This window comes from Pseudomonas sp. GW821-FHT07G10, from assembly GCF_059418545.1.
The window spans coordinates 14,773-29,783 of sequence record NZ_JBWKQB010000022.1 but is presented as its reverse complement, the minus strand read 5'-3'; the positions used below and the strand labels follow the sequence as shown (position 1 = coordinate 29,783).

The following is a 15,011-nucleotide window of genomic DNA, read 5'->3' as shown; positions in this document are numbered from 1 at the left end:
TAGTTCGGGGCGACAGCCGCAAACGAAACTTCGTACGCTAGACTTCCCCCGAGAAAACGCTGAGTACCATTTCGCTCGGCACCTGCGTCATGCTCTATTAGCGCCCCCTCGTATTCAATGAAGGTACCTGCCAATGCTGATCAAAAAAGCCCTGACTACCACCGCCCTGCTGAGCGCGCTGCTCGCCGCCTCTTCGGTGTTTGCCCACGCGCACCTGAAAAGCGAAACGCCGGCCGCTGACAGTACCGCTGCTGCCCCCAAGGAATTACGACTGGTGTTCTCCGAAGGTGTTGAAGCAGCCTTCACCAAAGTCACCCTCAGCAAGGACGGCGCTGATGTCGCGGTCAAAAGCATCACCACCGAAGGCAGCGACAAAAAGACCCTGATCGTGACTCCAGCAGCTCCATTGGCAGCGGGCAATTACAAGGTCGAGTGGCACGCGGTCTCGGTCGACACCCATAAAAGTGAAGGCAACTACAGCTTCAAGGTCGGCCAATAATTCATGTCGAGCGCGCTGGTCCTGTGCCGATTCCTGCATTTCGCCGGGGTGCTGATGCTGTTTGGTGCCTGTGTCTTCAGGCCCCTGCTGTTACGCCGCGAGCCGCTTACAGAGGCGCTTGGCGTACTGGATCGACGTCTCGCTGGCGTAACGAAACTGCTCGCCTCGTTGGCGCTCGCCAGCGGGGTTTGCTGGCTGTTGCTGATCACCGGCAGCATGGCTGGTTCATGGCAGGCGGCGATTGACCTGCCGACGTTGCAGTTAGTCCTGAGCAATACGTTTTTCGGGCAGGTCTGGAGCTGGCACCTGCTGCTCAATCTGTTGTTAATGGTGTGCCTGATCACACCGCCAGGCAGATCGTTTCCTCTACGACTGGCCCTGAGCAGCCTGCTGCTGGCAACGCTGGCGCCGGTCGGACACGGCGCAATGCTCGATGGTCTCAACGGCCAGTTACTGATCCTCAACCAGGTGATTCATCTAGCGTGCGTCGGCGCCTGGCTCGGTGGGTTGATGCTGTTGGTCATGATTGTGCTGCAACCAGCAACCCATCCGGTCAGCTTGATACTGCAACGATTCAGCGGTGTCGGTTACGGGCTGGTGGCCGGTTTGCTGGTCACCGGGTTGATCAACGTCCGCGTACTCACCGGCGTCTTTTGGCCGACGCCGTTGCTGTCCGGTTTTGCGCTGATTCTGCTGATCAAGGTGCTGCTGGTCGGCGGCATGCTGGGTCTGGCGCTGTTCAATCGCCTTAGAGTGAAAGACTGCCACAAGCGCCTGTCGACACTGCGTACCAGTGTGATGCTTGAGTGGCTGCTGGGCATTGCCGCCGTGGCAGCGGTATCGTTGCTGGGGACGATGCCACCAATGATGGCGAGTTAGAGTCACCTTGATTGATCGTTCCCACGCTCCGCGTGGGAATGCCGCCCTGGACGCTCTGCGTCCGCCCTTGATGTGACGCAGAGCGTCATGAGATGCCTTCCCACGCAGGGGCGTGGGAACGATCAATTTTTGCCTGCAACGCCCTCTTCCCCCGCCGTATCAATGCTCACCACCACCGACATCCCCGGTCGGAGCCGTTCGCTTTGTGGCTGATCGGGATCGACGGTAATACGCACCGGAACCCGCTGGGCGATTTTGACGAAGTTGCCGGTGGCATTGTCGGCTTGCAGCAGGCTGAACTCCGAGCCGGTGGCCGGAGAGATCCGCTGCACCCGACCGTGGAATTTCTGGTGATTGAGGGCGTCGACGGTAAAAGTCGCTGGTTGGCCAGTCTGAACATTGTCCATCTGGGTTTCTTTCAGGTTGGCGATCACCCACAGCTGGTTCGGCACCAGCGCCATCAACTGCGCGCCCGAATTGACGTAGGCCCCCAGACGCACGCCGATCTGCCCGAGCTGACCGTCCTGTGGGGCGATGACCCGGGTATTGGACAGATCGATGCGGGCCAGTTCTACCGCCGCCTCAGCGCTGGCCACCGCCGCCTCCAGCGAACCGCGATTGACGATCACCGTTTGCAGGTCCTGCCGGGCGATTTCCAGGGTCGCCTGGGCTTGAGCCTCGGCGGCGATGGTTTGCGCGTTGGCCGCGCGGGCCACATCCAGGTCGCGCCTGGAGACCGAGCCGTCAATGATCAGCTCTTCGTTACGCCGCAGGTCTGCTGCACTTTTACGGACCTGGGCCTGACTGTCGACCAACGCGGCCTGACGCAATTTGATGGTCGCTTCGGCACTGTTGCGTTGTTGCACCACATTGGCCAACCCCGCCTTCTGCACCGCGAGTTGCGCCAGCGACTGATCCAGACGCTGCTTGTAGATGCGGTCGTCCAGGCGCACCAGCAGATCCCCGGCTTTGACGAACTGGAAATCCTGCACCGGCACCTCATACACATAGCCGCTGAGCTGCGGCCCGATGATCGTCACCTGGCCCCGGACCAACGCGTTTTCCGTGGTCTCGATGGCGCTGCTGAACGGTGGCAATTGCCAGGCATACAGCACAATCAACACTCCGACGATGGCAATGGCGGCAAAGCCCATGGACGAGATAATCCGCACCCGTAGCGAGCGCGGCTCGGTGGCCGGCGTTGACGGCGGCTCGGTGCCCTCGGGCGTCGCGGCAATGGCGTTGGTGGTCGTCTTCGTCAGTTCGGTCATGGAGAGGTGGCACCGCTGGGTTGAACGGGAGATGGGGTGGCAGGCACAGGCTTGGGCGCTTTGGTCGTGCTCATCAGCCACAGGCTGCGCAGAAAAATCCAGAGCATGGTCAGCACGGCGATCACCGCAATCAGCATGAACACATCGTTATAGGCCAGCACGTTGGCTTCACGGGTCGCTGCGCTAGCGAGGCTGCGTATGCCCTGGAGGGTGCGTAAATCCGGGTCAGCGATGATTGATCCATAAGCCGAGCCGCCGCTTTGCACGCGGCCGGCTACCCGCGGGTCGAGCAGCGTCAGGTGCTCGACGATAGTGTTGGAATGAAACTTCTCGCGCACGATCTGGAACGTCCCCAGCAGCGCCGAGCCGATCAGCCCGCCGAGGTTCTGACAGATCCCGAACAGCACCGAAAAACTCACCAGATTGCGCGGATTGGTCAGTACATTGCGTGCGCCATAGACCATGGTCGGCCCGAGAAAAAACGTTCCGCCAAAGGCCAGCAGGAACTGGCTGAAGTACATGTTGGCCGGGCGGGTCAGGTTGTTCGAAAAACTGTCCATCACCGAGCCCACCGCCATCAACGCCAGAGAGATGACCACAGGCAGGAACAGATGCGCCGGGTTGATGGTCAGGGCGCTGGTCGCCAGGCCGGCAATACTGCCCAGCAACATGACGGCATAAAGGGTGCGCATCTGCTGGCTGCTCATGTTCAGCGCCTGCAAAAATCCCACCGCTCCGGTGGACTGCTCCGAGAGCACCATACGAATCAGGATCACCGCCAACGCCAGACGAATCATCGCCCCGCTGCCCAGCCATCGGGTCATCAGCATCGGATTGCTGCGGTTATGCTCGATGGCCAGCCCGGCCATGATCAGCATGATCGAGCCCGCCGAAGCAATGCCGATCCACGGTGCCTCAAGCCACCAGTCGATACGCCCCAGCGACAGCACCGCGCAGAGCAAAGCGACGCCGCTGGCCAGCAACGTGAACGTCAGGAAGTCGAGTCTCTCAAAGGTTTTGAAGCGGTCGCCCGGCGGCAACTTGAGCAGGAACACACAGCCCAGCGAGGTGAGCGCCAGCCCCAGCTCGAACAGATACAGCCCTCGCCATTCGGCGATCTGTAGCAGATCTTCGGAAAACAATCGGGCCAGCGGCAAGGCCAGTTGCGAGGTGCCCAACCCCAGCACCAGTGCCTTCATTCGCCACTTCGCCGGGAAGGCCTGGATCATGTAATACAAACCCAACGAGTTCAGCGCTGCGCCGACCATGCCATGGGCGGCCCGCACGGCAATCGCCGAGTTCAGGTCATTGACGAACAAATGGCCAAAGGTCACCAGCGCATACAGCACCAGGAATACCTCGGTAAACGCCCGCAGACCGAACTGCTGACGAAATTTCACCAGCAACAGGTTCATCGACACGTTGGTCATGACATAGGCCGCCGGCAACCAGGCCATCTCGGCGGTGGTCGCCCCCAGCGCACCTTGCAGGTAAGGCAGATTGGCGATTACCAGCGAGTTCCCCAAACCGCCGGTCAACGCCACCAGCAGTCCGACCAGCGCATAGGCCAGACGTTTGCGTGTGGGGTGCAGCGGGGTCGACGGCGAACCCGGCAAGCTGGGCCGTTCGTGGGGTTGCCAGGATCGCGGGGCGTAGTGATCCATTTTTTAACCTTGATGTCTGTGCCTGTTGTAACCACGACTGCGCACAGTAATGCCATTGCAGTGTTACTAGTAAACCTGAGCAGGGTGCATCTTGCCAGTTACACCGTTTGCACCGCTGCAAAAGACATTACCCGCTATCAGGAACTTCTATGCGCGTCACTGATGGTATTTCAGTGAGCCTTGCCCCTCACGCCTTGAACAGCATGTAGCCGGCCACGACGATGCAAATGCTGGCAAATCCCACCTGCAACCCTCTGGCCGAAACGTGAGATGTCAGCCGTCGACCAAACAGCATTCCGACGATGCTCGCGACAATAAAAGCCCCACCCGTAGCGCTAATGAACACCCCTGCCTGAAACGCGCCGATAACCCCTATCGCCGAAATCAGGCTGATCACCATCAACGAGGTGGCGACGATTCCGCGCATCTGTACATCGGTCAGTTGCTTGAAGGCCGGCACGATCAGAAAACCGCCGCCGACTCCGAGCAGACCGGAAACAATGCCCGTGACAGCGCCCAATGCCGCGAGGGTCGCCGTGCATTTAGCGGTCCAGGAAAAGCGCCCGGTGCGTTGATCGAGCATGCAGTTTTTCTGCCCCCAGGAAGCGCTGCCATGATCACTCGGCCCGCAATCGCGCGACTCGCGCCGCAGCATCCGCCACGCCACGATGACCATGAGCAGGCTGAACAGAATCATCAAGACTTTTTCCGGCAAGCGATGGGCGAAGTAGATACCCACCGGCGAGAACAGCGCCCCGAGCAATGCGATCAACAACGCTGCACGGTAACGCACCAGGCCGTGTCGCAAGCCATCGATGGCACCGACCGCCGCCGCGCTGCCCACGGCGAACAGCGCCACCGGTGCCGCCTGGGTCATGCTCCAGCCTAAACCCAACACCAAAGCCGGCACCGCGAGAATGCCACCACCGGCACCGGTCAAGCCCAGGACCAAGCCCATTACCACACCAAAGAATGTTGCAAGCAGCATAAAACGCTCTGATCGACTTTTAAGACAACCGGAAAAAACCGGCACTGGAATCCCCCTACAATACAACCCACGACAACTTATCCGCACTTGAATCACATCAATGCTGGTCAGGGTGCAGACAATCTATTTACCCTCTGGAGTCATCCCGAAAGGATCCGACCCATGTCAGCGTTGATTCAAGCCTTCCTGGACGAAGCCTCGTCGACGTACACCTACGTGATCTTTGAACTCGATGGCGGGCACTGCGCGATCGTCGACTCGGTGCTCGACTATGATCCCGCATCGGGGCGAACCGCTACCACCCAGGCCGACCGAGTGATTGCCTTCATCCGCGAACATCGTTTGCAGGTGCAGTGGCTGCTGGAAACCCACGCCCACGCCGACCACCTGTCCGCGGCGCCCTACCTGCGCCGGGAACTGGGCGGCAAGATCGCCATCGGCCAGCTGATCTGCAAGGTTCAGGACGTGTTCAAAACCCTGTTCAACCTTGAGCCGGAATTCAAAATCGACGGTTCGCAGTTCGACCATCTGTTTGCGCCGGACGAGGAGTTCACCATCGGCAACCTCAAGGCCAGGGCGTTGCATGTGCCGGGACATACCCCGGCGGACATGGCCTACCTGATCGACGATGAACTGATTCTGGTGGGCGACACCTTGTTCATGCCCGACGTGGGAACCGCACGCTGCGACTTCCCCGGTGGTGACCCGCGGCAAATGTTCGCCTCCATACACAAGCTGCTGGCATTCCCCGCAGGCACCCGCCTCTACGTCTGCCACGACTACCCGCCTGCGGACCGGGCATTTGCGTGCCAGTCCAGCGTCGCCGAACAGCGCAAAAGCAATATCCATGTGCATGACGGTATCGACGAAGCCGCTTTCGTCGCCATGCGCACCCGGCGTGATGCCGGGCTATGCATGCCGCGACTGTTGCTGCCGGCGATTCAGGTCAACATGCGCGCAGGGAATCTGCCGCCCGCCGAAGACAATGGCGTGACTTACCTGAAGATTCCGATCAATCGGTTGTGAAGTGCCAGCGGCTCACCGACAGTCGACCACCTGGCACTCTGAAGCGCCCGTTGACCTCTCCCGTTTGCTGACTTGATCCTGTCGGGGCACCACACATGCGTAACTCAGGATCACCTATGATCTGGAATTCCAGGGCCATGTCCGCATAGCCCGAGTTCTTGCCATAGGCATCGATGGTTTTCTGCAAGGCCTGATTGAAAATATCGATGACCCGTGCGGACGTACCACTTGCCCGCAACTGCTGAGCCACCGCAACGAAACTGACCGAAAGCCGGGTACCGAAATCCGAGTCCACCGGGAAAGGTGAAGCAACCACGGCGCCCACACCTCGACGCACCAGCATATTGACGAAAGTCTGGCTGGCGGCCGAGACGCCAAGGGTGGAACACGCCGTCAGGATTGCCACGCTACCCGGCGTGAAATGCCTTCTCATGTCAGAGTCCAGCACCCGGCCAGGAAGCCCTGAGGTGGAGAACGTGACGTCACCCTTGCCGTGATGCGCGAGAAGCACCAAGGCGCTGCTGGTCACCGAAGGTGTGTCAGCCTGGGTCATGAACTTGAGCAAGTCGGTGTTGTTCTGATACCAGTTGACATCACGCCCTTGCATCCGCCAGTCATCTTTCATCAACAATTCCGCGGACTCGGCCCCCACGCCATCCAGTGCTTTGGGAATTGCAAAGTCCCAACCGCTGAAACAGGCGCCGGGTTCGAGCGTCTGGGCGTCCTGTAACGGCTGGACAACGGTAATTCGATGGGAGAACAGTTGGTCAAGCGCATCGGCGCCCAACAAGGCCAGCGGCAGGTTTTGCATTTTCCCCCACGAATCGAAGTAACGCACCAATACCACCGGGGCTTCGACTCGTTGTGTCAGACGCTGCATGGCCGCCCTTGCCGCGTCAGCATTTCGCTGATCTTCCGGGGTACGGCCGTTGAACAGCATATTGTTCATCTGCCTGACGACATCGGTGTAAGGCTGGGCGGAGCCCAGGTGCTCGCGGGTGTTCGCGATTGAGGCTGGCAACATGGAGTCCTGCTCCAGAAAGTGCGTCAGATTGCCTGCAAGCTCCCACGCATAGACTGACGGCATATTTCCTTGACGCTGGGCGGCGTCAAACTCTGAGTGATCAACGTACACCGCAACCGTCGCGGCATCGCCCTCGCCCCTGGGAATCGAGTCAAACAAATGTAAGGCGGCGTCTGCGGACGACGTCTGCCGCGCATTTTTTCCGAGTTCCAGCAGCCTCTCCAACCCGGACACCAGTTCTCCGCCTCTCAGGCTGGTGTCGCACGCCGGCGGGTACTGCTGTCCGACGTCGCTCACCGGCACACTGACCACGATGTAGTCCAGAGGCCGCAGCCCCGCGGCATCCCAGATCGAGAGGACAACCTGCGCACAACCCGCCTGGCGGGCGATAAGCGACCACGCCATGGGCGCATCGACACTCAATGCCTTGGCCAGGTCGCTCAAGCCGATGAGGTGATGGCGCGCTTTTTCCCGCAGAGACTTGTCAGCGGTCCTGGCTGGCAGGCGATCGCGGTGGACATTGAATCTGCGAGCCCGAAAATCCGATCCCGGTGCTGGCTCGAGTATGCCGCCCATCAGCACTGGTCGAACCAGTAAGTGGATCTCGTCGCTGTCCGGATCCGCAGCGATTTCTTGCTGCAGCAGGCTGCTGATCCCGCTACTCAATGCCCCGGGATAGATGCCCCGACCAAGATCCAGTACAAAATCATAGGGTTTGCCTGCGGCCAACACATTCTTGACCTGCCTGGGCGAGGATTGAAACCAGGCATTCCAGTTGATGGAAAAGGTCGGGATCGCCTTGCTCAAGCGCAGTGTGTAATTCGGATTGTTTCTCGCCTCGCTCACCAGCGATGGACCAATTTTCTCGATAGCCGATGCCTGGCGGTTGGCCAATGCCACCTGCCATTGAGCACGCATCCCCTCATCGACGCCCATCCAGGTGATGTACGGGGAGGACTGCACCGCTTCGATCGCCTCACTCTCCCGAGCGATAGTGTTCGATGTGACATATTCCTCGGCGTAGTTCATGACCTGGGTGATGCGCTCGCGCGCTGGAGCAGGCAATGCTGAAAAACGCGAAGCCTTGTAGACGGCAATCAACCCGCTGAAGCGATGATCGCTTTGCGTCACGAATGCGGCCTTGATTTTCGTAACGCGATCCCAAGGGACTTCTGCCGCATCTACCGCCCCGGTGGCCAATGCCGACGCCATGTCCGTATCAGACATCTTGATCGACTTGGCGCCCACGCCTGAAAAATCCATCGACTGCCAATCATCGCTGGAAACCGCGAGCCTGGTGCCCTTGAAGTCCGTAGGCGAACGCCGGGGAAGCTGGCTGGCAATAACCCGCGTTCCCCCGTACCAGACCCCGCCCAACGCCTGCAATCCCTGCTCTTTAAGTTGCTCGGCCAGTTGCGGCTGCAACTGCGAGCTCATGAAAAATGAAAAGGGTTTGCTCTCGGAAAAGGTAAATGGCAGGCCGTAGATTGCGAAGGCAGGGACAAATTCACTCAGGGCAGAAACGGGGACGACGGCTAAATCGGTCTCCCCTTGCATGACACTTTTGATCACGCTATCGGCAGACGCCACATTGAGGTGTCTAACGGTTGCAACGTCTTCCAGGCCCTCCTGGATAGCGCCCGCTGCCTGGTCAAATGTCTGGTTATGGGGGATAGCGATGGCGATCAGAACGGGCCGATCCTGAGCAGGTACGACCTGCGAGGCAACGCACACCAGCAGAGCCAAAAGCAGTCTGGGCCAACCTGACCAGGAAGCTGCGCCCTTGCACTCGCAAACCTCCCATTCGCCCATCTCATCACCTCAGGCTCGGCAACGCTTATCGGCTTGCGCAGATGAGGGCGACGGGCTCTCTTATGCACTTTTATGAATAAAGCACCGCGCAAGCGTTATGGCAAAGTCCTGTGATGAACGGAGCTATCCTTAATGGAGCTATCCCTGATGGAGCTATCCCGCCAGCGTCAAGCCATTGGCCGGCAATGGCAACGCAGTCTTGTACCTGACCTGTTTGAGCGCAAAGCTTGAACGGATGTTCGCCACACCCGGGACCTTGGTCAGAAAGTCCATCATGAAACGCTCCAGCGACTGGATGGTCGGCACCAGTACGCGGATCAGGTAATCCGGGTCGCCGGCCATGAGGTAGCACTCCATCACTTCCGGTCGGTCGGAAATCGCTTCTTCGAAATGCTGCAGGGCTTCTTCGACTTGTTTCTCGAGGCTGACGTGGATGAACACGTTGACGTGCAGCCCGAGCAAATCGGCGTCGAGCAGCGTGACTTGCTCGCGAATCAGCCCCAGTTCTTCCATCGCCTTGACCCGGTTAAAGCATGGCGTCGGCGACAGGTTGACCGAGCGTGCGAGGTCGGCGTTGGTGATGCGGGCGTTCTCCTGGAGGCTGTTGAGAATCCCGATATCGGTACGATCCAGTTTGCGCATGAGAATAAACCACCTGTTTTTTATGTTTATGCAGAATTTTTATCCTCAAATGACTTAAAGCGCAACGAAACACAGAGAAATATTCTTCTTGGCGAGGCCTATGATTGTTGTAGGACAAGATTTCTTTTACCCAAAGAAAGATCGTCAGCTAGCGCGCCCACTACAAGAAATTCACAAGATCGAGCGTAGAAGCCATGAACCAACCGTACGAACCGCTGCGCCTGCACGTTCCCGAACCTTCGGGCCGCCCGGGGTGCAAAACCGACTTCTCCTACCTGCATCTGACCGACGCAGGCCTGGTGCGCAAACCCCCAATCGACGTTGAACCCGCCGACACGGCCGACCTGGCCCGCGGCCTGATTCGCGTGCTCGACGACCAGGGCAATGCCCTCGGCCCGTGGGCCGAAGGCGTGCCGGTCGAGATCCTGCGTAAAGGCATGCGCGCCATGCTCAAAACGCGGATCTTCGATAACCGCATGGTGGTCGCCCAGCGTCAGAAGAAAATGTCGTTCTACATGCAGAGCCTTGGCGAAGAAGCCATCGGCAGCGCTCAGGCCCTGGCCTTGAACATCGACGACATGTGCTTCCCGACCTACCGCCAGCAAAGCATCCTGATGGCTCGCGAAGTGCCGCTGGTGGACCTGATCTGCCAGTTGCTGTCCAACGAGCGCGACCCGCTCAAGGGCCGTCAGTTGCCGATCATGTACTCGGTTAAAGACGCAGGCTTCTTCACCATTTCCGGTAACCTGGCCACCCAATTCGTACAAGGCGTGGGCTGGGGCATGGCTTCGGCGATCAAGGGTGACACCAAGATCGCCTCGGCCTGGATTGGCGACGGCGCCACCGCTGAATCAGACTTCCACACCGCCCTCACCTTCGCCCACGTTTACCGCGCGCCGGTGATCCTCAACGTGGTCAACAACCAGTGGGCAATCTCCACGTTCCAGGCGATTGCCGGTGGTGAAGCCACTACCTTCGCCGGTCGTGGCGTCGGTTGCGGCATCGCCTCCCTGCGGGTCGATGGCAACGATTTCGTCGCGGTCTACGCCGCCTCTGCCTGGGCCGCCGAACGCGCCCGCCGCAACCTTGGCCCGACCATGATCGAATGGGTCACCTACCGCGCCGGCCCGCACTCGACGTCCGATGATCCGTCCAAATACCGTCCTGCCGACGACTGGAGCTACTTCCCGTTGGGCGACCCGATTGCGCGCCTCAAGCAGCACCTGGTGAAAATCGGTCAGTGGTCTGAAGAAGAACACACCGCTGTCAGCGCCGAACTCGAAGCCGAAGTCATTGCTGCGCAGAAAGAAGCCGAGCAGTACGGCACCCTCGCCGGTGGCCAGATTCCGAGCGCCGCGACGATGTTCGAAGACGTCTACAAAGAGATGCCGGAGCACTTGAAGCGCCAGCGTCAAGAGTTGGGGATCTGACATGAACGATCACAACAACAATATCCAGTTGGACACCGCCATGACCACAACCACCATGACCATGATCCAGGCCCTGCGCTCGGCCATGGATGTGATGCTTGAGCGTGACAACAACGTCGTGGTCTTCGGCCAGGACGTAGGTTACTTCGGCGGCGTATTCCGCTGCACCGAAGGCTTGCAGAGCAAGTACGGCACCTCGCGGGTGTTCGACGCGCCGATCTCCGAAAGCGGCATCGTCGGCGTCGCCGTGGGCATGGGCGCCTACGGTTTGCGGCCGGTGGCCGAGATCCAGTTCGCCGATTACGTCTACCCGGCGTCGGACCAGATCATTTCCGAAGCGGCGCGTCTGCGCTATCGCTCGGCAGGTGAGTTCACCGCGCCGATGACCCTGCGCATGCCATGCGGCGGCGGCATCTACGGCGGCCAGACCCACAGCCAGAGCATTGAGGCAATGTTCACCCAGGTCTGCGGCCTGCGCACCGTCATGCCATCCAACCCCTACGACGCCAAAGGCTTGCTGATCGCCTCCATCGAAAACGATGACCCGGTGATCTTCCTTGAGCCCAAACGCCTCTACAACGGCCCGTTCGACGGTCACCACGACCGCCCGGTAACCCCTTGGTCGAAACACCCGGCCGCGCAAGTGCCGGACGGTTACTACACCGTACCGCTGGACGTGGCGGCCATCGCCCGTCCGGGCAAGGATGTCACCATCCTCACCTACGGCACCACGGTCTATGTGTCGCAAGTCGCGGCCGAAGAAACCGGTGTCGATGCTGAAGTAATCGACCTGCGCAGCCTGTGGCCGCTGGATCTGGAAACCATCGTCAAGTCGGTGAAGAAAACCGGACGTTGCGTGATCGTTCACGAAGCGACCCGCACCTGCGGTTTCGGCGCCGAACTGGTCGCCCTGGTGCAAGAGCACTGCTTCCACTACCTGGAAGCGCCTATCGAGCGCGTCACTGGCTGGGATACCCCGTATCCGCATGCTCAGGAATGGGCGTATTTCCCTGGTCCGTCCCGTGTGGGCGCGGCTTTGCATCGGGTTATGGAGGTCTGAATGGGCACGCACGTTATCAAGATGCCGGACATTGGCGAAGGCATTGCAGAAGTTGAATTGTCGGTGTGGCACGTCAAGGTCGGCGACATGGTCGTCGAAGATCAGGTGTTGGCCGATGTGATGACCGACAAGGCGATGGTCGACATTCCTTCGCCGGTTCACGGCAAGGTGATTGCGCTGGGCGGTGTACCGGGCGAAGTCATGGCGGTTGGCAGCATACTGATCAGCATTGAAGTCGAAGGCGCGGGCAACGTTAAAGAGTCCTCGCAACCGCCTGCTGTAAAAGAAGTCAAAGAAGAGGCGCCGAAAGCCGCCGCCGTTGCGGCACCCAAGGTTGAAACCGTGGTCGCCGGCAAACCCGCGTCAGCCTCTCGCCCTGCGCCACAAGCGCCGGTGGCTCGCGAGGCCGACGAACGTCCATTGGCCTCCCCGGCCGTGCGCAAACGTGCACTCGACGCCGGCATTCAGTTGCGTCTGGTTCAGGGCACTGGCCCTGCCGGCCGGATTCTGCATGAAGACCTCGACGCGTATCTCGCCCACGGTCCGTCCGTTCAGTCGACCGCTGGCGCTGCTTACACCGCACGCCATGACGAACAGCAGATCCCGGTGATCGGCATGCGGCGCAAGATTGCCCAGCGCATGCAGGAAGCCACCCAGCGCGCTGCACACTTCAGTTATGTCGAAGAAATCGACGTGACCGCCGTGGAAGAACTGCGCGCACATCTGAATGAAAAACACGGTGCCAGCCGCGGCAAGCTGACCCTGCTGCCATTCCTGGTACGGGCCATAGTCGTTGCCCTGCGCGACTTCCCGCAGATCAACGCCCGTTACGACGACGAAGCCCAGGTCATCACCCGCCTCGGCGCGGTGCATGTTGGCGTCGCCACCCAAAGCGCCATCGGCTTGATGGTGCCGGTTGTGCGTCACGCCGAAGCTCGCAGCTTGTGGGACAGCGCCGCAGAAATCTCCCGCCTGGCGACTGCCGCGCGCAATGGCAAGGCCAGCCGCGATGAATTGTCCGGCTCAAGCATTACCCTGACCAGCCTCGGCGCTCTTGGCGGCATCGTCAGCACCCCGGTGTTGAACCTGCCGGAAGTGGCGATCATCGGCGTCAACAAAATCGTCGAACGGCCGATGGTGATCAAAGGCCAGATCGTGATTCGCAAGATGATGAACCTCTCCAGTTCCTTCGACCATCGCGTGGTCGATGGCATGGACGCGGCGCAATTCATCCAGGCCATGCGTGGCTTGCTCGAACAACCCGCCATGCTGTTTGTGGAATAAGCATTTGTGGAGCAACGCATGCAACAGACTCTAAACACCACGCTGCTGATCATCGGCGGCGGCCCTGGCGGTTATGTGGCGGCAATTCGCGCTGGCCAGCTGGGCATCAACACTATTCTGGTCGAAGGCCAGGCACTGGGCGGCACCTGCCTGAACATCGGCTGCATTCCGTCGAAAGCGCTGATTCATGTAGCCGAGCAGTTCCACCAGACCCAGCATCACAGCCAGCATTCGGCCCTCGGGATCAACGTCTCGGCGCCGACCCTGGACATTGGTAAAAGCGTCGAGTGGAAGGATGGCATCGTCGATCGCCTGACCACTGGCGTCGCGGCATTGCTGAAGAAGAACAAGGTCCAGGTCATACAGGGCTGGGCCAAGGTCATTGATGGCAAGACCGTCGAAGTTGGCGATACCCGCATCCAGTGCGAGCACCTGTTGCTGGCCACTGGCTCGAAAAGCGTCAACCTGCCGATGCTGCCAATCGGTGGGCCAATCATCTCCTCCACCGAAGCCCTGGCGCCGAAAAGCGTGCCAAAACGGCTGATCGTGGTCGGTGGCGGCTACATCGGGCTGGAACTGGGCATTGCCTACCGCAAGCTCGGCGCTGAAGTCAGTGTGGTCGAGGCGCAGGATCGGATTCTGCCGGCTTACGATCAGGAACTGACGCAACCGGTTGCTGACGCGCTGAAACAGCTGGGCGTGAAGCTGCATCTCAAGCACAGCGTCGAAGGCTTCGATGCGCAAGCCAACACCCTGCAAGTGCGCGACCCAAACGGCGAGATCCTTAATCTGGAAACCGATCAGGTGCTGGTCGCCGTGGGCCGTCGCGCCAACACCCAAGGCTGGAACCTCGAAGCCCTGAACCTGGACATGAACGGTTCGGCAATCAAGATCGACAACCGTTGCCAGACCAGCATGCGTAATGTCTGGGCCATCGGCGACCTGAGCGGCGAACCCATGCTCGCCCACCGGGCCATGGCACAGGGGGAAATGGTCGCCGAGTTGATCTCGGGCAAGCACCGCGAGTTCTATCCCACCGCCATTGCTGCCGTGTGCTTTACCGACCCGGAACTGGTAGTGGTCGGCAAGACCCCGGATGAAGCAAAGACCGCAGGTTGGGATTGTATCGTTGCCAACTTCCCGTTTGCCGCCAATGGCCGGGCGATGACCCTGGAGTCGAAAAGCGGCTTCGTACGGGTTGTGGCACGCCGCGACAATCATCTGATCGTCGGCTGGCAAGCGGTCGGGGTCGGTGTTTCGGAGTTGTCCACGGCGTTCGGCCAATCCCTGGAAATGGGCGCACGACTGGAAGACATCGCCGGCACCATCCACGCCCACCCGACACTGGGTGAAGCGGTGCAGGAAGCGGCGCTGCGCGCTTTGGGCCACGCGCTACACCTGTAACCACCCCACCATGATCGTTCCCACGCTC

At 60.1% G+C, this 15,011-nt stretch carries 12 protein-coding genes; 7 read left to right on the top strand and 5 right to left on the bottom strand.

Translation table 11 applies throughout. The annotated features are described in order from the left end of the window. Window positions 1-133 precede the first annotated feature (133 nt). Entirely contained in the window at window positions 134-499 is a 366-nt protein-coding gene (gene copC / locus AC07O1_RS21845) for a copper homeostasis periplasmic binding protein CopC (RefSeq protein ID WP_494995262.1), read from the top strand. 3 nt (window positions 500-502) lie between these two features. Then, entirely contained in the window at window positions 503-1,378 is an 876-nt protein-coding gene (gene copD, locus AC07O1_RS21840; RefSeq protein ID WP_495090081.1) for a copper homeostasis membrane protein CopD, read from the top strand. A 122-nt stretch (window positions 1,379-1,500) separates the two neighbouring features. Here copD and AC07O1_RS21835 read toward each other — a convergent pair whose 3' ends face one another. The 3 genes from AC07O1_RS21835 to AC07O1_RS21825 form a co-directional block, all read right to left on the bottom strand. After that, window positions 1,501-2,649, bottom strand: coding sequence for an HlyD family secretion protein (locus AC07O1_RS21835; RefSeq protein ID WP_495090080.1), 1,149 nt, complete (start codon window positions 2,647-2,649; stop codon window positions 1,501-1,503). Next, a complete protein-coding gene (locus AC07O1_RS21830; protein ID WP_495090079.1) occupies window positions 2,646-4,313 on the bottom strand; it encodes an MFS transporter in 1,668 nt (555 codons plus the stop codon). The genes AC07O1_RS21835 and AC07O1_RS21830 overlap by 4 nt, the downstream gene beginning before the upstream one ends. Window positions 4,314-4,500: 187 nt before the next feature. Beyond that, complete coding sequence (locus tag AC07O1_RS21825) at window positions 4,501-5,301, bottom strand: sulfite exporter TauE/SafE family protein (protein ID WP_495090078.1); 801 nt, start codon at window positions 5,299-5,301, stop codon at window positions 4,501-4,503. Between the two features lie 162 nt (window positions 5,302-5,463). Here AC07O1_RS21825 and AC07O1_RS21820 point away from each other — a divergent pair, with 162 nt between their 5' ends. Continuing rightward, complete coding sequence (locus tag AC07O1_RS21820) at window positions 5,464-6,327, top strand: MBL fold metallo-hydrolase (RefSeq protein WP_494995257.1); 864 nt, start codon at window positions 5,464-5,466, stop codon at window positions 6,325-6,327. On the opposite strand, the gene AC07O1_RS21815 is transcribed toward AC07O1_RS21820, so the two are convergent. After that, the gene (locus AC07O1_RS21815) at window positions 6,314-9,097 is read right to left on the bottom strand and encodes a TRAP transporter substrate-binding protein (RefSeq protein ID WP_495090077.1); all 2,784 of its coding nucleotides are present in this window, start codon (window positions 9,095-9,097) and stop codon (window positions 6,314-6,316) included. The genes AC07O1_RS21820 and AC07O1_RS21815 overlap by 14 nt on opposite strands. Before the next feature lie 219 nt (window positions 9,098-9,316). Next, window positions 9,317-9,805 (bottom strand): Bkd operon transcriptional regulator BkdR, encoded by a 489-nt coding sequence (bkdR, locus tag AC07O1_RS21810; protein WP_018929722.1) that lies wholly within the window; start codon window positions 9,803-9,805, stop codon window positions 9,317-9,319. A gap of 194 nt (window positions 9,806-9,999) precedes the next feature. On the opposite strand from bkdR, the gene AC07O1_RS21805 reads away from it, so the two are divergent. The 4 genes from AC07O1_RS21805 to lpdA are packed head-to-tail and all read left to right on the top strand — an operon-like array spanning window position 10,000 to window position 14,983. Beyond that, the gene (locus AC07O1_RS21805) at window positions 10,000-11,235 is read left to right on the top strand and encodes a 3-methyl-2-oxobutanoate dehydrogenase (2-methylpropanoyl-transferring) subunit alpha (protein ID WP_495090076.1); all 1,236 of its coding nucleotides are present in this window, start codon (window positions 10,000-10,002) and stop codon (window positions 11,233-11,235) included. Between the two features lies 1 nt (window position 11,236). Further along, entirely contained in the window at window positions 11,237-12,295 is a 1,059-nt protein-coding gene (locus AC07O1_RS21800; protein WP_494995254.1) for an alpha-ketoacid dehydrogenase subunit beta, read from the top strand. After that, on the top strand, window positions 12,296-13,579 hold the full coding sequence (locus AC07O1_RS21795; protein WP_495090075.1) for a dihydrolipoamide acetyltransferase family protein: 1,284 nt from the start codon (window positions 12,296-12,298) through the stop codon (window positions 13,577-13,579). It abuts the gene before it with no gap. 18 nt (window positions 13,580-13,597) lie between these two features. After that, window positions 13,598-14,983, top strand: coding sequence for a dihydrolipoyl dehydrogenase (lpdA, locus tag AC07O1_RS21790; RefSeq protein ID WP_495090074.1), 1,386 nt, complete (start codon window positions 13,598-13,600; stop codon window positions 14,981-14,983). Window positions 14,984-15,011: the final 28 nt, after the last annotated feature.